Origin of the sequence: Paracoccus spongiarum (genome assembly GCF_030732095.1) — a bacterium.
Taxonomy (GTDB): domain Bacteria; phylum Pseudomonadota; class Alphaproteobacteria; order Rhodobacterales; family Rhodobacteraceae; genus Paracoccus; species Paracoccus spongiarum.
Window position 1 is genome coordinate 305,191 of the sequence record NZ_JAVAMQ010000003.1, and the last position, 19,935, is coordinate 325,125.

14 protein-coding genes are annotated in these 19,935 nt (G+C 69.8%); 9 read left to right on the forward strand and 5 right to left on the reverse strand.

Features of this window, described 5'->3' with window-relative positions:
* Positions 1-18: 18 nt before the first annotated feature.
* The 3 genes from Q5Y72_RS05295 to Q5Y72_RS05305 all read left to right on the forward strand — a co-directional run bounded on the left by Q5Y72_RS05295 (position 19) and on the right by Q5Y72_RS05305 (position 4,036).
* Positions 19-921: a DMT family transporter gene (locus tag Q5Y72_RS05295; protein ID WP_305962345.1), complete on the forward strand. Its 903-nt coding sequence runs from the start codon at positions 19-21 to the stop codon at positions 919-921.
* Between the two features lie 158 nt (positions 922-1,079).
* The gene (locus Q5Y72_RS05300) at positions 1,080-2,933 is read left to right on the forward strand and encodes a coiled-coil domain-containing protein (RefSeq protein ID WP_305962346.1); all 1,854 of its coding nucleotides are present in this window, start codon (positions 1,080-1,082) and stop codon (positions 2,931-2,933) included.
* A 44-nt stretch (positions 2,934-2,977) separates the two neighbouring features.
* Positions 2,978-4,036: a TAXI family TRAP transporter solute-binding subunit gene (locus Q5Y72_RS05305; protein ID WP_305962347.1), complete on the forward strand. Its 1,059-nt coding sequence runs from the start codon at positions 2,978-2,980 to the stop codon at positions 4,034-4,036.
* A 70-nt stretch (positions 4,037-4,106) separates the two neighbouring features.
* Here the strand turns inward: Q5Y72_RS05305 and Q5Y72_RS05310 are convergent, their stop codons facing one another.
* The 5 genes from Q5Y72_RS05310 to Q5Y72_RS05330 form a co-directional block, all read right to left on the reverse strand.
* On the reverse strand, positions 4,107-6,071 hold the full coding sequence (locus Q5Y72_RS05310) for an AAA family ATPase (protein ID WP_305962348.1): 1,965 nt from the start codon (positions 6,069-6,071) through the stop codon (positions 4,107-4,109).
* Between the two features lie 225 nt (positions 6,072-6,296).
* A complete protein-coding gene (locus tag Q5Y72_RS05315) occupies positions 6,297-7,370 on the reverse strand; it encodes a 2,3-butanediol dehydrogenase (RefSeq protein ID WP_305962349.1) in 1,074 nt (357 codons plus the stop codon).
* A 137-nt stretch (positions 7,371-7,507) separates the two neighbouring features.
* Positions 7,508-9,307: an NAD(P)/FAD-dependent oxidoreductase gene (locus Q5Y72_RS05320; protein ID WP_305962350.1), complete on the reverse strand. Its 1,800-nt coding sequence runs from the start codon at positions 9,305-9,307 to the stop codon at positions 7,508-7,510.
* A 159-nt stretch (positions 9,308-9,466) separates the two neighbouring features.
* Positions 9,467-11,209, reverse strand: a complete 1,743-nt coding sequence (locus tag Q5Y72_RS05325) for a sigma-54-dependent Fis family transcriptional regulator (RefSeq protein WP_305962351.1) — start codon at positions 11,207-11,209, stop codon at positions 9,467-9,469.
* A gap of 93 nt (positions 11,210-11,302) precedes the next feature.
* Complete coding sequence (locus tag Q5Y72_RS05330) at positions 11,303-12,295, reverse strand: LysR family transcriptional regulator (protein ID WP_305962352.1); 993 nt, start codon at positions 12,293-12,295, stop codon at positions 11,303-11,305.
* Between the two features lie 146 nt (positions 12,296-12,441).
* On the opposite strand from Q5Y72_RS05330, the gene chvE reads away from it, so the two are divergent.
* Genes chvE through Q5Y72_RS05360 form a run of 6 tightly spaced genes read left to right on the forward strand, consistent with a single transcriptional unit; the run spans position 12,442 to position 19,935 of the window.
* Positions 12,442-13,497, forward strand: coding sequence for a multiple monosaccharide ABC transporter substrate-binding protein (chvE, locus tag Q5Y72_RS05335; RefSeq protein WP_305962353.1), 1,056 nt, complete (start codon positions 12,442-12,444; stop codon positions 13,495-13,497).
* A gap of 58 nt (positions 13,498-13,555) precedes the next feature.
* A complete protein-coding gene (mmsA, locus tag Q5Y72_RS05340) occupies positions 13,556-15,076 on the forward strand; it encodes a multiple monosaccharide ABC transporter ATP-binding protein (RefSeq protein ID WP_305962354.1) in 1,521 nt (506 codons plus the stop codon).
* Between the two features lie 4 nt (positions 15,077-15,080).
* Positions 15,081-16,277: a multiple monosaccharide ABC transporter permease gene (gene mmsB / locus Q5Y72_RS05345; protein ID WP_305962355.1), complete on the forward strand. Its 1,197-nt coding sequence runs from the start codon at positions 15,081-15,083 to the stop codon at positions 16,275-16,277.
* 3 nt (positions 16,278-16,280) lie between these two features.
* On the forward strand, positions 16,281-17,270 hold the full coding sequence (araD1, locus tag Q5Y72_RS05350; RefSeq protein WP_305962356.1) for an AraD1 family protein: 990 nt from the start codon (positions 16,281-16,283) through the stop codon (positions 17,268-17,270).
* A gap of 8 nt (positions 17,271-17,278) precedes the next feature.
* Positions 17,279-19,021, forward strand: a complete 1,743-nt coding sequence (araD, locus tag Q5Y72_RS05355; protein ID WP_305962357.1) for an L-arabinonate dehydratase — start codon at positions 17,279-17,281, stop codon at positions 19,019-19,021.
* On the forward strand, positions 19,021-19,935 hold the full coding sequence (locus Q5Y72_RS05360) for a Gfo/Idh/MocA family protein (protein ID WP_305962358.1): 915 nt from the start codon (positions 19,021-19,023) through the stop codon (positions 19,933-19,935). Before araD ends, Q5Y72_RS05360 begins: the two co-directional genes overlap by 1 nt.

Sequence of the window (19,935 nt, forward strand, 5' to 3'; positions counted from 1 at the left end):
AGATTGCAGGTCATGCAAATGGAACGCGAGACACGGCGGGACCTGATCGGCATCGGCTGGATGCTGGCCACCGGCCTGTGTTTCGTGGCGGTCAACGGCATCGTGCGCGGGCTGGACGGCGCGCTGCCGGCCCCGCAGGCGGCGTTCATCCGGTTCCTGTTCGGGCTTGCCTTCCTGCTGCCGGTGATCGCCCCGGCCCTGCGCGGCGGCTTTCCGGCGCCGGTCTGGCGGATGTTCGCGCTGCGCGGCGGGCTGCATGTCGTGGCCGTCGTCGCCTGGTTTCATGCCATGTCGCGCATCACCGTGGCCGAGGTGACCGCCATCGGCTTTCTGAACCCCATCGTGGTGACGCTGGGGGCGGCGCTGTTCATGGGCGAAAGGCTGGCGGCGCGGCGACTGGCGGCGGTCGGGGTGGCGCTGCTGGGCGCGCTGGTGGTGCTGCGACCCGGCCTGCGGGTTCTCGATCCCGGCCACCTGTCGCAGGTCGCCGCCTCGCTGGCCTTCGGCGCGTCCTATCTGGTCGCCAAGCGCCTGTCCGAACGCGTGCCGGCGGCGATCGTGGTGGCGATGATGTCGCTTTGCGTCGCGATCGGCCTTGCGCCGCTGGCGCTTGCGGTCTGGGTGCCGCCCAGCCTGTCGCAGGTGCTGTGGCTGGGCGTGGTCGCGGTCTTCGCCACGCTTGGCCACTACACGATGACGCGCGCCTTCGCGGCCGCGCCGCTGACCGTGACCCAGCCCGTCACCTTCCTGCAGCTGATCTGGGCCAGCCTGGTGGGCGTCTTCGTCTTTGCCGAGCCGCTGGATGGCTGGGTGATCCTGGGCGGTGCCATGATGATCGCCGCGATCAGCTATATCACATGGCGCGAGGCGCAGATCCGCGCCCGCACCAAGACGCCGCCCGTCGGGGCGACGAAGGCCTGACCGCCGCACCGTGCGGCCCTGCCATGCGGGGCCATCTCCTGACCATGAACATTGACAAGACCGGTCCGTTTGGCATGATTTGGGTCTGGGGAGTAATGGTGGTGCGTGTGAATTGGTCAGCAGGCCCGGCAGCGGCGCTTTGTCTACTTGTTTCTGTGGTGCCGCCGGCGGCGCTGGCACAGCAGGATCCTTCGCAGCGCGCACATTCGCTGCGCCAGATCATCGCGGCGATGGACGACGAGGTGGGCCAGCTTGAGGCACGGGCGCAGACCGCGCGCGACCAGCTGGCCGGACTTCTGGACGAGGTCGCCCCGGCCGAGGCGCGCATCGCCGCCCTGCGCGACGAGATAGCCGGCCTCGAGGCGCAGCGCGACGAACTGGCCGCCGCCAATGCCGACACCGCCGCGCGGCAGGCCGAAGCCGAGCGCGCCGATGCCGAGGCGCAGGCCGGCAATGCCGAGATGGCCGGCACCATCGAGGCCCGCCGCGCCGAGCTTGCCGAACTCGAATCGCAGCAGGCCGCGTTGCAGGGGGCGCTGCGCGAGCTTGCCGCGAACCGCGACAGCCTGACCGCCGAGACGCAGGCCGCGCAAGAGGCCGCGACCGCGGCCCAGGCGGAACTGGCAGCGCTCGAGCAGCAGCGGACGCAGGCGGGATCGGACGCCGAGGCGGGCCGGCAGGCGCAGGCGGCCCTTGCAGCCGATGCCGAGGACCTGCGCAGCGAGATCGCGGCCCTGACCAGGCAGCGTGACGCCCTGAAGGCCGGGGTTGCCGAGGCAGGCGAGGCGCGGTCGGGTCTGGATGCGGTCGCCGGGCAGGTCGCCGAGGCCGAGGCCCGGCTTGCCGCGCTGCAACAGCAACTGGCGCAAGCCGGCCAGCAGCACGAGGCCCTGAAGGCGCAGTCCGAGGAGGCGCAGGCAACCATCGCCGGGCTGGCCGACGACCGCAGCGCGGCGCAGGCCGAGGCCGAGGCCGCGCGGGCGGAACTGGCGCGGCTGACCGAGGAGGCACAGCCCCTGCGCGACGAACTCGGCGCGCTGCGCGACGAGATCGCCGGCCTCACCGCCCAGCGCGACGAGATGCAGGCGCAGATCGAGGCCAGCGGCGAACTGGCCGCCGAACGCGACCGTCTGGCCGCCGCGCTCGAGGCCCGGCAGGGCGAGGCCGCCGAGTTGGACGAGACCTTGGCCGCGCGCCGCGCCGAGCTTGCGACGCTTGAGGAGGAGGCCGCGGCGCTGCGTGCGGGCATCGAACAGCTTGGCGCGGATCGTGCGGCGATGCAGGCCGAAGGCGATGGCGCGCGGCAGGCGGCGCAGCAGCAGCAGGCCGCACTGGCCGAACTGACCGGGCAGGCCGAGCCGCTGCGCAGCGAGATCGCGGCGCTGACCGCCAGCCTTGCCGAATTGCGCGACGAGGCCGAGACCGGCCAGACGCAGGCTGCGCAGTTGCGTGACGAGATCGCCGCGCTGACCGAACAGCGCGACGGGCTGCAGGCCGCTATCGCCGAGGCCGGCGAGCGGGGGGCCGAACGCGACCGGCTGGCTCAGGAGGTGGCCGCGCGGCAGGCCGAACTGGCCCGCCTGACCGGGGAAGAAGAGGGCTTGCGCGGCGCGGTCGCCGCGCTCGAGGAACGCCGCGCGGCCCTGGCGGCCGAAACCACGACGCCGACCGCTGCGGCGCCGGCGCCTGCCGAGGCGATCCCGGCGGCCGCGGCGGCGACGCCCGACCTCGCCCCCGACATTGCATCCGAGGCCGGATCGGAGGCCGCGTCCGAGGCCGCAGCCGCCGAACAGCCCGCCGAACCGCCCGCGCCCGCGCGGCCACGCGCGCCGGCTGATGTCGGCGCGGTGCTGGCCACCGCGCCCGGCCTGCCGGACGATCCGGCGGCGCGCGCGCGGCTGCGCGATCTGCTGGTCGCCGGGGCCTGCGCGCCCGACGCGCTGGCCGCGGTGCAGAACCCGATCAACCGCCAGGCGCTGCTGGCGCTTGTCTCTCGGCTCGACCCCTGCTGAACGCCCGCGCGACATTGCCGCGCATCACGATGAAGGAGAGAAGGATGCGAGTGAGGTTTCTTTTCCGCAGGCTTGCCCTGGTCGCCGGGCTGCTTGGCGCGTCGCTGCTGCCCGGCCACGCGCAAGAGCCGCAGATCAACATCATGACAGGCTCGCCGACGGGCACCTACATCCAGTTCGGGCGCGACATGCAGGGGCTGATGTCGCAATGCGGCAAGCAGATGGGCGTGGTCGAATCCGCCGGCGCGCTGGAGAATTTCCTGGCCGTGCGCCAGCGTCGCTTCACCCAGTTCGGGATCGTCCAGAACGACGTGCTGGAATACATGCAGACCTTTGCCGGGCAGGACCCGGTGGTGGCGCGCACCATCCGGGGGGTGCGCATCGCCTTCCCGCTTTACGACGAAGAGGTGCATATCCTCGCCACCAGGGACATTCCCGATTTCAGCGCGCTCGGCGGCAAGCGGGTGGGGATCGGCAACGAGAACAGCGGCACTTTCCTGACCTCGTCGCTGATGCTCTCGCTGGCCGGGCTGAAGCCGTCCGAGACGCGGACGCTGGGCCCGCAGGAGGGGCTGGCCGCCCTGAAGGCGGGCGAGGTCGATGCCTTCATCTATGTGGCCGGGGCGCCGGCCTCGCTTTATGCGGAAGGCGAGATCGACCCCGCGAAGTTCCACCTGCTGCCGATCCGCAACGAGACGCTGCGCAGCGTCTACACGCCCAAGACGCTGCCCGCGAATACCTATCCCTTCCAGACCGAACCCCTCGACCTCGTCGCGGTCAAGGCGGTGCTGATGACCTTCGAATACGACATGCGGGGCAATGCCTATCACCGCGCGGCCTGCGAGGCGGTGTCGGACCTGTCCTCGCTGATCCTGACGCGGATCGACGACCTGAAGGCGAACGGCCATCCGAAATGGAAGGATGTCGACCTGAGCGCGATCCCGCCGGGCTGGGACATCGGCGCCTGCGTCAATCGCGGCATCGCGCCCGATTATGTGGCCAACTGCACCGCGCCGGTTCCCGCAGCCAGCACCGGCAGCGATGCCGAAAGCGATGCGAACGCGGCCTATCGGCGCAGCATCTGCGAGGTGATGGGCTGCTGACGCGGCCTCGCGGGCGGATGGCCGCGATGGCTGCGCCGTTCCGCCGGCGCCTTGCCTGCGGGGCGGCGCGTCAGCCGGGAGGCGGCACGGCGTAGATCCAGCCGGTCGAGGCCAGTTCGCTGCCGTCGTCGTCCAGCGTGGCGATCCGCCAGCTGTGGACGGGGCCGTCCAGGAGGATCGCCGAAAGGTCGGTTTCCTGCCGGTTCGGCATCGCTTCCTCGCCGTCGCGCAGATATTCGACCGCGAAACGCGCGGGGCTTTCGTCCCGTGGTGCGCGCCAGTGGATCTCGACCCCGCCATCCGCGAACAGGACCTGCGCGACGGGAATGGCGGGCAGGGTCGATGGTCCGGCCGCGACGTCCTGCAGCGCCGCGACCCGCGACGGCGCGCCGCCCAGATTGCCGGCCAGCCGATACCAGGCCAGCGCGCGGCGCGCATCGGCTGGCACGCCGTCGCCGATCTCGAAGGCCTGGCCCAGAAAGCTTGCCGCGCGCGGATTGCCCCGCAGCGCGGCCCGCTGATAGTGGAAGGTGGCCAGTTGCGGGCGGAACCGGCCGATCTGGAGGCCCTGGTCCAGAAGCGCCTTTGCATCGGGGGGGGCGGCACCGCCCGAGATGCGCAGCATCGGCGCGGAATCGTCGATCCAGGCGGGCGGAAGGCTGTCCGGGCCCGGGGCGCGGGCCTCTTCCAAGGGCTCGGGCCGGGCACCGGGTGCATCGGCGGGCGCATCGGCGGGGGGCGGCGCGGCGCCCTCCGGCGTCGCCATCCCGGCGGGCGCGTCGGTGCGGCCCTGGGCGCCATACCACAGCAGCCCTCCGGTGACGCCCGCGGCCAGGGTGCCCGAGATCAGAAGAAAGCGCAGCGACCGCCGCGGCGGCGCCGAACCCTCTGACGGCGCTGCGCGCGGCGGGGCGGGCCTGGGCCTGGCCGCCGCGGCCGACGGCAGGGGCTGGCGCGGGGGCAGGTCGGCGGGACCCGCAGGCGCCACGATCGGCGCGGCCAGCGCGACCGGTGCCGACAGCGTGGCGGGGGCCGACAGCGTGACAGGGGCGGGCAGCGTGGCGGGGGCGGGCAGCGTGACGGGGGCGGGCAGCGTGGCGGGGGCCGACAGCGGAACGGGCGCGGAATCCCGCGCCGGCGCCCCCGCCTTGTCGCGCCCGGCCGCGGTCGGCAGGTCGGCTGCGGCGCCGGTTCCGGGCTGTGGGGGCTGCCCAGACCGGGCTGCGATGCCGGCCGGCCCGTCGCGCGCATCGCGCAGGGCCTTTTCGGCAAAGGCCGCGGTGATCCGCGACAGCCCCGCCGCGTCGGCATCGCGCAGGCAGATCTGGGCCATCTGGTTCAGCACGCCCGGCACCCCCTGCGAGGCCTGGTGCAGCACCTGAAGGCTGGCCTGGTCGAAGGGCGACACGCCCTCGTGGCACGGGCATTGCGCATTGACCAGCCGATGCGCGACATAGCCCGCCGTCTCGCTGGCCCGGAAGGCCGGCAGATGCGCCTGCCCGCGGATCAGGTCATAAAGCCCCGGCCGCGGCTGCGCCGCCAGACGCGCGCGCAGTTCGGGCAGGCCGGCGATGACGATGGGGACGCGCAGGGCGCCCTCTTCATGCAGCCGGGCCAGCCGGCGCAACTGATCCAGCGCGGCATCCGACAGTTCCTCGCCATTGTCCACGATCAGCAACCCACGCGGCTGGGCGGTCCCGCCCTCGTCGAGGAACTGGCGCAGATCGGCGGAGAGTTCGTCGCCGGCCTCGGCCTCGGGCTCGGCGGCGAAGGGATCCTCGCCCTCGTCGTCGGCGCCGTCGATCCAGGCTATGCGTTCATCCTGCTGGAACCGTGCGGCAAGGGCGCGCAGCATCAGCGACTTGCCGCTGCCCGGATCGCCGGTCAGCAGGGTCACGGCATGGCCCGAGGTGACGCCGTTCTCCAGCGTGGTCATGGCGGTGCGGTGACCGATCGCGGGATACATCCAGACAAAATTCTGGCCCGCGCGAAAGGCGGGGCAGAGGCGACCGGGCTGCAAGCTCAAATCGATCATCTGTCAGCGGCACTCGCGAAGCGGCAGATCCTGCCGGCACTCAACACCAAAATACCGAGGCTGTTCAGCTTTTCCCACACGTCCCGCAAGGATACGCTGCTGCTCGTCGGGGTCAAGAATTGTTGGCGACGGCAGGGCACAAAAGCCGTACCGCCGCGATCCGCGGGCCTGGCTGCCCCGGCCGCGGGCAGGCGCGGGCGGGGTCAGGGCGGGGTCAGGGCGGGGTCAGCGCGACAGGTCGATCAGGATCTTCAGCTGGGTGCCGGCCGGATCCAGAAGCCGGTCGAAGCCCTCGGTCACCGCCTCGTCGAGCCCGATCCGGCGCGTCACGACCTTCTCGGCCGGCAGCGCGCCCGAGGCGATCATCTGCGCCACGCGCGGCCAGTAATGGGTGGGATAGGCCCAGCTGCCCCGGATATCGACATCCTTGAAGGTGACCGCGAACCAGTCCAGCGGATTGTCATGCGGGTGCAGCCCGGTCTGGACCACCACCCCCTGCTTGCGGACCGCGTCAAGGCAGGCCTTCAGCGCATGTTCGTTGCCCACGCATTCGATGGCCACGTCGCAGCCGACTCCGCCCTCGGTCGCGGCGCGCACCGCATCGCCCACGCCGGTCCGGCCGGGGTTCAGCGTCAGCACCTCGGGCAGCAGGTCGCGCACCAGCGCCAGCCGCGTCTCGTTGGGGTCCGACACGAACAGCCGCACCGCGCCCGCCGCCCGGGCCGCCATCAGCGTCAGCACGCCGATGGGTCCGGCCCCCGTCACCAGCACGCTGGAGCCGGCAAAGACGCCGCCGCGGTCGCAGGCATAGACGGCGACGGCGGCAGGCTCGATCAGCGCCGCGGCCTCGTCCGACAGCGCCGCAGGGATCGGCACGACGTTGTAATCGTTCAGCAACGCCTTTTGCGCCATGCCGCCCGAATGCCATGACAGCCCGGCCAGGGCAAGCCGGTCCGACAGGTGGAACAGCCCGCGATCGGCATAGTAGTCGCCGGCCCGCGGCATGATCAGCGGCTGCACCGAAACCCGGTCGCCGGGCGCGACATGGGTGACGCCGCTGCCCACCGCCTCGACCACCCCGCCGAATTCATGGCCCAGCACCTGCGCGCCGCTGGCGCCGGTGAAGGGGTGCGGCTCTTTCGGAACGAAGATCGGGCCATAGGCATATTCATGCAGGTCGGTTCCGCAGATGCCGCAATAGGTGTTGCGGATCAGCACCTGGCCGGGGCCGGGCGCGGGCGGGGCGGCGATGTCTTCGATCCGCAGATCCTTGGCGGCGTGGAAACGCAGGGCTTTCATGGCATGTCCTCATGTCGTGGTGATGGGCCGGGCCCGGCGCAGGGCCGGCCCGTCAACCGCCCCGGCACGGGGGCCGGCAGCGGGGCGCGATCGGTGGGGGGAAATCCGGCGACGTTCCCCGCCGCCGGGCAGGGGGGTCAGCCGAGGTGATGCACCTCTTGCAGCCCATAGACCGGCGTCGGGATGCCCGCCTGCCGCGCCTTCAGTTGCAGGGCCAGATACAGCGAGTAATGCCGCGACTGGTGCAGGTTGCCGCCGTGGAACCACAGCGCCTGTTGCCGGGTGGGTTTCCACATGTTGCGCTGCTCGCCCTCCCAGGGGCCGGGGTCCTTGGTCGTGTCCGAGCCGAGGCCCCAGACCTTGCCGACCCTGTCGGCCACGTCCTGCCCGATCAGGTCGGCCGCCCAGCCATTCATCGAGCCGTAGCCGGTGGCATAGACGATCAGGTCGGCGGGCAGTTCCTCGCCGCTGTCCAGCAGAACGCCGGTCTCGGTGATCTCGGCCACCTGGCCATGCGCCAGCTTGACCTCGCCATCGATGATCAACTGGCTGGCGCCGACGTCGATGTAATAGCCCGATCCGCGGCGCAGGTACTTCATGAAAAGCCCCGAGCCGTCATCGCCGAAGTCCAGCCTGAATCCCGCCTTTTCAAGGCCCTCGTAGAAGTCCTTGTCGCGTTCCTTCATCTGGTCATACAGCGGGATCTGCCATTGATGCATGATCCGGTAGGGCAGCGACGCGAAGATCAGGTCGGCCTTCTCGGTGGTCATCCCGTTCTGCACGGCCTGTTCGGAATACAGCGCGCCCAGCCCGATCTCCATCAGGCTGTCGGACTTGACGATATGGGTCGAGGACCGCTGCACCATGGTCACGTCGGCATCATGTTCCCACAGCGCCGCCGCGATGTCATGGGCCGAGTTGTTCGAGCCGATGATGACCACCTTCCTGCCCGCATAGGCGTCGGGGCCGGGATGCTGCGAGGAATGATGCTGGTCGCCCTTGAAGCGGTCCATGCCGGGAAAATCGGGGATGCGCGGCTTGCCCGACATCCCGGTGGCCAGCACCAGTTCCCTGGGGTGCAGCGTCACCTGCTGGCCGTCGCGGTCCACCACCACGGTCCATTCGCCCTTGTCGGCGTCATAGCTGGCGCGGGTGCAACTGCTGCGCGTCCAGTAGTTCAGCTCCATGACCTTGGCATACATTTCCAGCCAGTCGCCGATCTTGTCCTTGGGCGCGAAGACCGGCCAGTTCTCGGGGAACTTGATGTAGGGCAGGTGGTCGTACCAGACCGGGTCGTGCAGGCACAGCGACTTGTAGCGCTTGCGCCAGCTGTCGCCGGGGCGGTCGTTCCTTTCGATGATGATCGTCGGCACGCCCAGTTGCCGCAGCCTTGCGCCAAGGGCGATGCCGCCCTGTCCGCCGCCGATGATGACGGTATGCGGCTGGCGGTCATAGCCCAGTTCGGCGGCCTCGGCCTCGCGTTCCTCGCGCCAGCTTTGGCGGTTCTTGCCGGCGCCGTGTCTGGCCCCCAGCGGGCGGGAAAAGCCCTTGGCTTCCTCATGGCCCTTGAGTTCCTGAAGCGCGGTCAGAAGGGTCCAGATGCGCCCGTCGCGCAGCCGCACGAGGCCGCAGCCGCGCCCGACCGCCGTTTCAAAGCGGAACCACGCGGTGATGATGCCGTCCTCCTCGCCGGGGATCTCGGCCGGGTCCAGCGCCCAGCCGGTCGGCCTGACATGGCCCAGCTGCGCGCGCAGCATGTCGGCCACCTGGTCCTGCCCCTCCATCGTGCGAAGGTTCCAGGTAAAGCTGACCAGGTCGCGCCAGTAGCAATCGGTCACGAAGCACGAGGCGGCGCGGTCGATGTCGCCCGCCTCCAGCGCCGCCCCGAACTCGTCCATGACCGCCTGAGCGCGGTCGGTGACGGTGGAATCCAGCATGTTGTCCTCCCATTGGTGATGCTCCCACGGGCAGGCTGCGGGCTGGCGGGGCGTGGCGACAGGAAAAACCGACGCCGCGGCGCGGAAATTCGGCAGCGGGCCGGTCCGGCGTTGCAGGCGCAACGGCGCGCAACACGGCGCGCAACGCGGCGCGCAGCATCAGCCGGGCGGGGTCAGCCCCAGCCGCTGCATCCGGCGCAGGACGGTGGACCGGTTCACGCCAAGCCGGCGGGCCGCGCAGGCCATGTTCCAGCCGCAGGCGTCAAGGATGGCCCGAAGATCCTCGTCGGGATCGGCTGCCGGGGGCAGGGCCAGCAGCGCGGGTGGCAGGTCGGTCTGGTCGATCACCTGACCCTCGGCCAGCAGGCTTGCGGTGTCCAGCGTGGCGGCCAGTTCGCGCAGGTTGCCCGGCCAGTCGCGGCCGCGCAGGTCCGATCGGGCGGCGGCGGTCAGGCGCAGCCCGTCCGTGGCCCCGCCGCGCAGCAGCCGATCCACCAGCCAGTCGAAATCCTGCCGCAGCCGCAATGGCGGCAGGTGCAGCGCGGCACCGGCGATGCGAAAGAACAGATCGGCGCGAAAGCTGCCATCGCGGACCATCTGGCCCAGATCGCCGCGGCTGGTGGCGATGACCCGCAGCCGCGTCGTGGCAAGCTGGCGCAGCATCACGGCCTGCGCCTCCGGGCACAGGTCGTCGACACGGCGCAGGAACAGCGTGCCGGTCGCCCCGGCGGTCCAGTCCTGCGCGGCGAGGGCTGCGGGGTCCTGTCCGGCGCAGTCCAGCGCGACGAAGGCGGCGGGGCGCGGCAGGCACATGTGGATCGCGCGCGCCAGACGCTCTTTGCCGGTGCCGGTCTCGCCGCCGATCAGCAGCGAGACCCCGCTGCAGGCCAGCCGCGCGGCGCGCGACAGCATGCGCTGCATCGCCGGATCGGCGCCGGCGAGGCTGGACAACCCGCCCGGCAGCAGCGGCAGGCCGCGCGGCAGGCGCGCGGTCTGCGGCGCGATGGCATGGCCGAACAGCGACCGGCCGTCGCGCAGCCGCACCAGCCGATCCTCGGTCGGCCGGCCCCGCATCAGGTCGGGCAGATCGTCGACGCCCAGTTCCAGAAGCTGGTCCAGCCGCTGCCCAAGCAGCGGTCGGGACCCGCCCAGCGCCGCCTGCGCGGCATGGGTCAGCCCGATGATGCGGCCCTCTGGATCCAGCGCGATCGCGGCTTCGGGATCGACCTCCAGGAATTCCGGGCTGGCCGACAGCCGCAGCACCCAGTCGCGCCGGGTCATCGCCATCAGGTTCGCCATCTCGACCCGCCGGGCCGAGGCGCGCACCAGGTTCATCGCCAGGCTCTGGCTGGCCTTGGGCTGGGGCGAGCGCAGCAGCGACAAATCCAGCACCGCGGCCAGCTGGCCCGAGGTGTCGAAGATCGGCGCGGCGGTGCAGGACAGCGGCGTGTGGTGCAGGTCGAAATGGTCGGTCTGGTGGATCGTCACCGCCTCGCCGGTCACGATGCAGGCGCCGACGCCGCAGGTGCCGGCCAGATGCTCGGACCAGTCCGAGCCGAGATAGAGGCCCGCCCGGCGCAGATCGTCCTCGAAGCGGGTGTCGCCGAAGAAGTCCACCGTCACGCCCTTGGCATCGGCCAGCAGCAGCACGTAGTTCTGGCCCGCCACCTGCCGGAACAGCGCGTCCAGCCCCGAACGGGCTATGGCGATCAGCCGTTCGGACTGCTCGCGGTGGCTGCGCAGTTCGGCATCGGTGACGATATGCGCGGGCGAGGGGCGGGCGGGGTCGAGGCCGTAATGCTCGACGCAGCGCCGCCAGCTGTCGGACACGATCCCGTCGCGCCCGGTCGCCTGACCGCGCAGCACAAGGTCGATCTCGGCGACATGATCGCGGTCGCGCATCGGCTGTCCTTCCCCGCTGGCCCTCCCCAAGGTCGCACGCCCCGGCCGCTGTGGCGCGCGGATGCTCCAGACTTGCCACGAAACGGGCCGTCCTCAAATGGCCCATTGGTCGCGGTCGGCCCGGATGCCCCGCCCGGGCAGTACCTCGCGCATCGCGCTGGCCGAGCTTTGCGCCAGCCGGTCGCGCAGCCGCAGCGCCAGGGGCGACAGCGGCCGGCGGCGCAGGTCCAGCAGGTAATAGGCCGAGACGCGCAGGTCCTGCGCCAGCCGCAGCTGGGCAAAGCCCGCGGCGATCGGCGGCTGGATCAGCAGGTCCGCAACCTCCTGCGAGACCGCGGCGATGGCGTCGCCCTGCGCCAGATAGGCCATGGTCAGCAGCAGCGACGGGCTGTTGACGATATTGGCCGGCTCGGGCAGGCCGACATCGGCAAAGGCCGCCAGCGCCGCCTCGCGGATCGGGGCGCCGCGCTGCTGCATCACCCATTCGCAGTCGGCCAGTTCGGTCAGCGTCACGCGGGGCGCGCGGGCCAGCGGGTGACCGGCCCGGCACAGGAAGGCCACGCCCTCGTCGCGCATCGGCAGGATGTTGAAGTCGTGGCTGTCGAAGTCGGGCAGGATCCGGGCCAGCACGAAATCCATCTCGCCGGCCAGAAGATGGGTCAGCAATTCGCGCGAGGGCATCACGTCCACGGTGATGTCGGCGGCCGGCGCCTCCTGCTTGACCTGCCGGATCGCGCTGACCAGATAGCTGACGGCAGGCCCGGTCACCGCGCCGACGCGGACCGCCCCGGCATAGCCCTCGCGCAGGCCGCGCACGTCGGTGGCGATGCTGGACATCTCGCGCAGGATGGCGCGGGCGCGGCGCAGCACGGTGCGGCCGATCTCGGTCGGCTCCATCCCCTTGGGCTGGCGCAGGAACAGCGCCGCGCCGATCAGCCGCTCGGTCTCGGCCAGCATCCGCGAGGCGGCGGGCTGGGTCATCGCGCAGGCCTCGGCGGCGACCTGAAGCTGGCCGTGTTCGGCGATCTGCTGGATCAGGCGCAGCTGGGCGGGTTTCAGCGTCAGGCGCTGGGCGGGCGGTGACATATCATTTCCGTCATGCAGATTGTTCGAGATGTCATTTTACGCGCATGTCGCGGGCTTGCTAGAGTTTTCCTTGGCCGTCCCGATGAGCGTCGGGCGGACAGGGGATGACAGACGGCCGCGCCAAGTGCCGTCACAGGGAGGAACGCATGAAACTCAGCAACGCGGCGATCGCGCTGGCGATCGGAATCTCGTGGCTTGCCGTGGGCGCCAGCGCCGAAACGGTGGGCATCTCGATGCCGACGAAATCCTCGGCCCGCTGGATCGACGACGGCAACAACATGGTCAAGCAGTTCGAGGAAGCCGGCTACGAGACCGACCTGCAATATGCCGAGGACGACATTCCGAACCAGCTGGCCCAGGTCGAGAACATGATCACCAAGGGCGTCGACGTCCTGGTGATCGCGGCCATCGACGGCACCACGCTGTCGAACGCGCTGGCCAATGCCGCCGCCGCCGACATCAAGGTGATCGCCTATGACCGGCTGATCCGCGACACGCCCGATGTCAGCTATTACGCGACCTTCGACAACTTCAAGGTCGGCGTGGAACAGGCCAATTCGCTGGTTGCGGGCCTGAAGGAACGCTTTCCGGACCAGAAGCCGTGGAACGTCGAGCTGTTCGGCGGCAGCCCGGACGACAACAACGCCTATTTCTTCTATGACGGTGCGATGTCGGTGCTGCAGCCGCTGATCGACGACGGCTCGATCGCGGTCGTGTCGGGGCAGATGGGCATGGATACCGTCGGCACGCTGCGCTGGGACGGCGCGGTGGCACAGGCGCGGATGGATAACCTGCTGTCGGCCAACTACACCGACAAGCAGGTTCACGGCGTGCTGTCGCCCTACGACGGGCTGTCGATCGGGATCCTGTCATCGCTCAAGGGCGTGGGCTACGGGTCGGGCGACATGAAGATGCCGATCGTGACCGGCCAGGACGCCGAGGTTCAGTCGGTCAAGTCGATCCTGAACGACGAGCAATATTCGACCGTGTTCAAGGACACCCGCGAACTGGCGCGCGTCACCGTCGGCATGGTCGATGCGATGATCAAGGGCGGCGAGCCCGAGATCAACGACACCGAGACCTACGACAACGGCGTCAAGGTCGTGCCGTCCTACCTGCTCGAGCCGGTTCCGGTTGACAAGTCGAACTGGGAACAGGTGCTGATCGAGTCCGGGTATTACACGAAAGACCAGATCGAGTGATCGGAAGCGGCCGCCCGCCCGCCCTCGGGCAGGCGGGCGGCCCGACCGGAGGATGCCGATGACCGCCCTTCTGGAAATGCGCCACATCACCAAGACCTTTCCCGGCGTGAAGGCGCTGGACGACGTCAGCTTGGCAGTGGCCGAGGGAGAGATCCACGCCATCTGCGGTGAAAACGGCGCCGGCAAGTCCACGCTGATGAAGGTGCTCTCGGGCGTCTATCCCGCCGGCAGCTACGACGGCGAGATCGTCTATGCGGGCGAGACGGTGCATTTCACCGGCATTCGCGACAGCGAGGAGCGGGGCATCATCATCATCCATCAGGAACTGGCGCTGGTGCCGCTGCTGACCATCGCCGAGAACATCTTCCTCGGCAACGAGCGGGCCAGCCGCGGCGTGATCGACTGGCCCGAGACCTTCCGCCAGACCGAGGGCCTGCTGGCCAAGGTCGGCCTGCGCGAGACGCCGGGCACGCGGGTCGAAAGCCTGGGCGTGGGCAAGCAGCAACTGGTCGAGATCGCCAAGGCCCTGTCCAAGAACGTCCGCCTGCTGATCCTCGACGAACCCACCGCCGCACTGTCCGAAAGCGACAGCCAGGCGCTGCTGGACCTGCTGCTGGAGCTGAAGGCGCAGGGCGTCACCTCGATCATCATCAGCCACAAGCTGAACGAGGTGCGGCGGGTGGCAGACAGCGTCACGGTGATCCGCGACGGCGCCACCATCTCGACGCTGGATGCCCGCGAGGGCGGGCTGACCGAGGATCGCATCGTGCGCGACATGGTCGGCCGCGACATGGCGCATCGCTATCCCGCCCGCCAGCGCCGCGCCGGCGACACCGTGTTCGACCTGCGCAACTGGTCGGTCTGGCATCCCGAACATGCCGACCGGCAGATGATCCGCGACCTGTCGATGACGGTGCGCGCGGGCGAGGTGGTCGGCATTGCCGGGTTGATGGGCTCGGGACGGACCGAACTGGCCATGAGCATCTTCGGGCGCAGCTATGGCCGGCGCATCTCGGGCGAGGTGCGCATGCATGGCCGGCCCGTCGATGTCTCGACCGTGGACCGCGCCATCTCGGCGGGGCTGGCCTATGTCACCGAGGACCGCAAGACGCTTGGGCTGATCCTCGAGGACACGATCCGCCGCAACACCGTGCTGGCCAATCTCGGCGCCGTTTCGCAGCGCGGCGTGATCGAGGAGGGCCGCGAGACCGAGGTGGCCGAAGGCTATCGGCGGATGCTGAACATCCGCACGCCCTCGGTGTTCCAGAAGGTGGTGAACCTGTCGGGTGGCAACCAGCAGAAGGTGGTGCTCGCCAAATGGCTGTTCACCGAGCCCGACCTGCTGATCCTCGACGAGCCGACGCGCGGCATCGATGTCGGCGCGAAATACGAAATCTACAGCATCATCAACGACCTCAGCGCGGCGGGCAAGGCGGTCATCCTGATCTCGTCGGAAATGCCCGAACTGCTGGGCATGTGCGACTGCATCCATGTGATGAACGAGGGCCGCTTCGTGGGCGAGCTGGCGGCCGAGGCGGCCAGCCAGGAAGCCATCATGTCGATGATCGTCAGGGAATAGGATCATGGATCTGGAACAGACCTCGGGGCATCCGCAGGGCATCGGCATCGGCGCCTATGTGGCCCGGCACATCCGCGAATACGGCCTGCTGTTCGCGCTGATCGCGATCATGCTGTTCTTCCAGGTGGTGACCGGGGGTGTGCTGCTGAAGCCCGTCAACATCACCAACCTGTTCCTGCAGAACAGCTATATCATCATCATGGCCCTGGGCATGCTGCTGGTGATCGTCGGCGGCCATATCGACCTGTCGGTGGGCTCGGTCATGGGCTTCATCGGCGCGCTGGCGGCGGTGATGATCGTCAGCTGGGGCCTGCCGGTGATCGTCGCGGTGGCGATCTGCCTGGTCACCGGCATGGCGATCGGCGGCATCCAGGGTTATTTCGTGGCCTACTGGAAGATCCCGTCCTTCATCGTCACGCTGGCCGGGATGCTGGTGTTTCGCGGGCTGTCGCTGTGGCTGCTGGCCGGACAGTCGATCGGACCCTTCCCGCGCAGCTTCCAGGCGCTGTCCACCGGTTTCATCCCCGACCTGTTCGGACTGGGCCGGCCCAATGCGCTGGCGCTGGCGGTGGGCGTGGTGGCGGTGCTGCTGATCCTGTGGATGGGCCTGCGCGGCCGCGCCCGCAACGCCCGTTACGGCATCGAGGACGAGCCCTGGGGGCTGTTCCTGCTGCGCAACGCCATCGTCGCGGCGGCGCTGCTGTTCGTGACCTGGAAGCTGGCCTGGTTCCGCGGCCTTCCCAACGTGCTGCTGTCGATGGTGGTGCTGACGGTGATCTACGTCTTCGTGACCGAGCGCACGACCCTCGGCCGGCGGGTCTATGCGGTCGGCGGCAATGCCAAGGCGGCCAAGCTGTCGGGCATCCGCACCGAGCGGCTGACCTTCCTGACCTTCGTCAACATGGGCCTGCTGGCGGCGCTGGCGGGGCTGGTCTTTGCGGCGCGGCTGAACACCGCCACGCCCAAGGCGGGCTTCGCGGTCGAACTGGACGTGATCGCCGCGGTGTTCATCGGCGGGGCCTCGATGGCCGGTGGGTCGGGCAAGATCGTCGGCGCGGTGGTCGGCGCCTTCATCATGGGGGTGATGAACAACGGCATGTCGATCCTGGGCATCGGCATCGACTACCAGCAGGTCATCAAGGGCCTGGTGCTGCTGGCCGCCGTCTTCTTCGATGTCTACAACAAGAACAAGGAAGCCTGAGCCATGCTGCTGTCGCAACTGATCCTGCCCGACGGCAACCGGGCCGTGGCGGCGCGCGACGGCGGGCCGGCGCATCTGGTGCCAGGTGCTGCCTCGACGCGCGATCTGGCGCTGGCCGCGATCGCGGCGGGGCGCGGCCTTGTCGCCGAGATCGCGGCCCGCGGACCGGGCGCCGCGGTCGATCTGGACGCTGCGCTGGCCGAGGGGCGGATGCTGCTGCCCCTCGATCATCCCGACGCCGCGCATCTGCACCTGACCGGCACAGGCCTGACCCATCTCGGCAGCGCCGCGACCCGCGACGCGATGCATCAGGGCGCCGATCCCGAGACGCTGACCGACAGCATGAAGATGTTCCGCATGGGGCTGGAGGGCGGCAAGCCCGCCGCGGGCCAGGTCGGTGCGCAGCCCGAATGGTTCTACAAGGGCAACGGCCATGCGGCGGTCGCGCCGGGCGCGGCGCTGGCCAGCCCCGGCTTTGCGCTGGACGCGGGCGAGGAACCCGAGATCGCCGGGCTTTATCTGATCGGCACCGATGGCCAGCCGTTCCGGCTGGGCTTCGCGCTGGGCAACGAGTTCTCGGACCATGTGACCGAACGCGGCAACTATCTGTGGCTGGCCCATTCCAAGCTGCGCCCGGCCAGCTTCGGCCCCGAGATGCTGCTGGGCGATCTGCCCGCGCATGTCGAGGGCAACAGCCGCCTGCATCGCGATGGCGCGGTGATCTGGGAAAGACCCTTCCTGTCGGGCGAGGCGAACATGTCCCACAGCCTCGCCAATCTGGAACATCACCACTTCAAATACGGCCTGTTCCGCCAGCCCGGCGACGTGCATGTGCATTTCTTCGGCACCGCCACGCTGTCCTTTGCGGACGGCATCACCACCCGCGCGGGCGACGTGTTCGAGATCGCCTGCGACGCCTTCGGGCTGCCCCTGCGCAATCCGCTGACACTGCAACCCGACGACGCGGCCCCGGTCGCGGTCGCCGCACTCTGAGGCCCGCCATGCCCTTCACCCCCGCCCCCTGGCCGCGCCAACTGCGCTCGCAGCACTGGTATGGCGGCACCTCGCGCGACACGATCTATCATCGCGGCTGGATGAAGAACCAGGGCTATCCGCATGACCTGTTCGACGGCCGCCCGATCATCGGCATCCTGAACACCTGGTCCGACCTGACCCCCTGCAACGGCCATCTGCGCGAACTGGCCGAGAAGGTGAAGGCCGGTGTCTGGGAGGCGGGCGGCTTTCCGGTCGAGGTGCCGGTATTCTCGGCGTCCGAAAACACCTTCCGCCCCTCGGCGATGATGTTTCGCAACCTCGCCGCGCTGGCGATCGAGGAAACCATCCGCGGCCAGCCGATGGACGGCGCGGTGCTGCTGGTCGGCTGCGACAAGACCACGCCCAGCCTGATGATGGCGGCGGCCTCCTGCGACATCCCCTCGATCGTGGTCACAGGCGGGCCGATGCTGAACGGCTATTTCCGGGGCGAGCGGGTCGGGTCCGGCACGCATCTTTGGAAGTTCAGCGAGGCCGTGAAGGCCGGCGAGATGACCCAGGAGGAGTTCCTGGAAGCCGAGGCCAGCATGTCGCGATCCTCGGGCACCTGCAACACCATGGGCACCGCCAGCACCATGGCCTCGATGGCCGAGGCGCTGGGCATGGCGCTGTCGGGCAATGCCGCGATCCCGGCCGTGGATTCGCGCCGCCGGGTGATGGCGCAGCTGTCGGGGCGGCGCATCGTGCAGATGGTCAAGGACGACCTGAAACCCTCGGACATCCTGACCAAGCAGGCCTTCGAGAACGCCATCCGCACCAATGGCGCCATCGGCGGGTCCACGAACGCGGTGGTGCATCTGCTGGCGCTGGCCGGGCGCGTGGGCGTCGACGTGACGCTGGACGACTGGGACCGCTGCGGGCGCGACGTGAGCACCATCGTGAACCTGATGCCCTCGGGCCGGTATCTGATGGAGGAATTCTTCTATGCCGGCGGGCTGCCGGTGGTGCTGAAACGCCTCGGCGAGGCGGGGCAGCTGCACAGGGATGCGCTGACGGTCAGCGGCGGGCCGATCTGGGACGAGGTGAAGGATGTCGTCAACTGGAACGAGGATGTCATCCTGCCGGCCGACCGCCCGCTGACCGATCAGGGCGGCATCGCGGTGCTGCGCGGCAATCTGGCGCCGAACGGGGCGGTGCTGAAACCCTCGGCGGCCAGCCCGCACCTGCTGACCCATCGCGGCCGCGCCGTCGTCTTCGAGGATATCGACGACTACAAGGCGCGGATCGAGGATGACGCGCTGGACATCGACGAGACCTGCGTGATGGTGCTGAAGAACTGCGGGCCGAAGGGCTATCCGGGCATGGCCGAGGTCGGCAACATGGGCCTGCCGCCCAAGGTCCTGAAGAAGGGGATCACCGACATGGTGCGGATCAGCGATGCCCGCATGTCGGGCACCGCCTATGGCACGGTCGTGCTGCACACCTCGCCCGAGGCGGCGGCGGGCGGGACGCTGGCGGTGGTCCGCGACGGCGACATGATCGAGCTGGACGTGCCGAACCGCCGCCTGCATCTGGACATTTCCGACGACGACCTGGCCGCGCGGCTGGCCGGCTGGCAGCCGCTGCCCGACCAGCCCGCCAGCGGCTATGCCTGGCTGCATCAGGCGCATGTGATGGGCGCCGATACCGGGGCGGATCTGGATTTCCTCAAGGGCTGTCGCGGAAATCCGGTCGGAAAGGACAGCCACTGATGAAACTCGCGCTCGTCGGCATCGGCAAGATCGCGCGCGACCAGCATGTGCCCGCGCTGACCGCCAGCCCGGACTGGGACCTCGCCGCCACCGTCTCGCGCCACGGCACCGTCGAGGGCGTCGAGGCCTTCAGCGACATCGCCGCCATGCTGGAGGCCCGGCCCGACATCGGCACGGTCAGCCTGTGCCTGCCGCCGGTGCCGCGCTTCGAGGCCGCGCAGGCGGTGCTGCGGGCGGGGCGTCACCTGATGCTGGAAAAGCCGCCCGGCGCCACGCTGGCCGAGGTCCATGTGCTGCGCGACATGGCGGCGGCGCAGGGCGTCAGCCTCTATGCGACCTGGCATTCGCGCCGCGCGCATGGCGTCGCCCGCGCCAGGGCCTGGCTGGCCGGGCGCGAGATCCGCGAGGGCCGGGTCATCTGGCGCGAGGATGTGCGCAAATGGCATCCCGGCCAGGACTGGATCTTCGAGGCGGGCGGCATGGGCGTCTTTGACCCCGGCATCAATGCCGCCTCGATCCTCACCGGGATCCTGCCCCGGCCCCTGCGCCTGATCGCGGCCGAGATCGAGGTTCCGGCCAACCGCCAGGCCCCGATCGCCGCGCGGCTGGAATTCGACGGCAATATCCGCGCCGATCTGGACTTCCGCGAAGAGGGTCCGCAGGTCTGGGACATGGAATTCGCCACCGATGGCGGCCACCTGGCGCTGCGCAACGGCGGCAACAAGCTTGAGATCGACGGCAAGTCGGTGGCGGGCGACGATCAGGTGATGGGCAGCGAGTATGCCGCGCTCTACGCCGACATGGCCGATCTGGTGCGCAACGGGGCCTCGGATGTGGACCTCGCACCGATGGTGCTGGTCGCCGATGCCTTCATGCTGGGCCGGCGGATCACCGCGCCGCCATTCCACTTCTGA

Coding starts and splice junctions, on each gene's coding strand:
- Q5Y72_RS05295 (WP_305962345.1), top strand. CDS start 19: ATGGAACGCGAGACACGGCGGGACCTGATCGGCATCGGCTGGATGCTG.
- Q5Y72_RS05320 (WP_305962350.1), bottom strand. CDS start 9,307: ATGCTGGATTCCACCGTCACCGACCGCGCTCAGGCGGTCATGGACGAG.
- chvE (WP_305962353.1), top strand. CDS start 12,442: ATGAAACTCAGCAACGCGGCGATCGCGCTGGCGATCGGAATCTCGTGG.
- Q5Y72_RS05305 (WP_305962347.1), top strand. CDS start 2,978: ATGCGAGTGAGGTTTCTTTTCCGCAGGCTTGCCCTGGTCGCCGGGCTG.
- Q5Y72_RS05330 (WP_305962352.1), bottom strand. CDS start 12,295: ATGTCACCGCCCGCCCAGCGCCTGACGCTGAAACCCGCCCAGCTGCGC.
- mmsB (WP_305962355.1), top strand. CDS start 15,081: ATGGATCTGGAACAGACCTCGGGGCATCCGCAGGGCATCGGCATCGGC.
- araD1 (WP_305962356.1), top strand. CDS start 16,281: ATGCTGCTGTCGCAACTGATCCTGCCCGACGGCAACCGGGCCGTGGCG.
- Q5Y72_RS05360 (WP_305962358.1), top strand. CDS start 19,021: ATGAAACTCGCGCTCGTCGGCATCGGCAAGATCGCGCGCGACCAGCAT.
- mmsA (WP_305962354.1), top strand. CDS start 13,556: ATGACCGCCCTTCTGGAAATGCGCCACATCACCAAGACCTTTCCCGGC.
- Q5Y72_RS05310 (WP_305962348.1), bottom strand. CDS start 6,071: ATGATCGATTTGAGCTTGCAGCCCGGTCGCCTCTGCCCCGCCTTTCGC.
- araD (WP_305962357.1), top strand. CDS start 17,279: ATGCCCTTCACCCCCGCCCCCTGGCCGCGCCAACTGCGCTCGCAGCAC.
- Q5Y72_RS05315 (WP_305962349.1), bottom strand. CDS start 7,370: ATGAAAGCCCTGCGTTTCCACGCCGCCAAGGATCTGCGGATCGAAGAC.
- Q5Y72_RS05325 (WP_305962351.1), bottom strand. CDS start 11,209: ATGCGCGACCGCGATCATGTCGCCGAGATCGACCTTGTGCTGCGCGGT.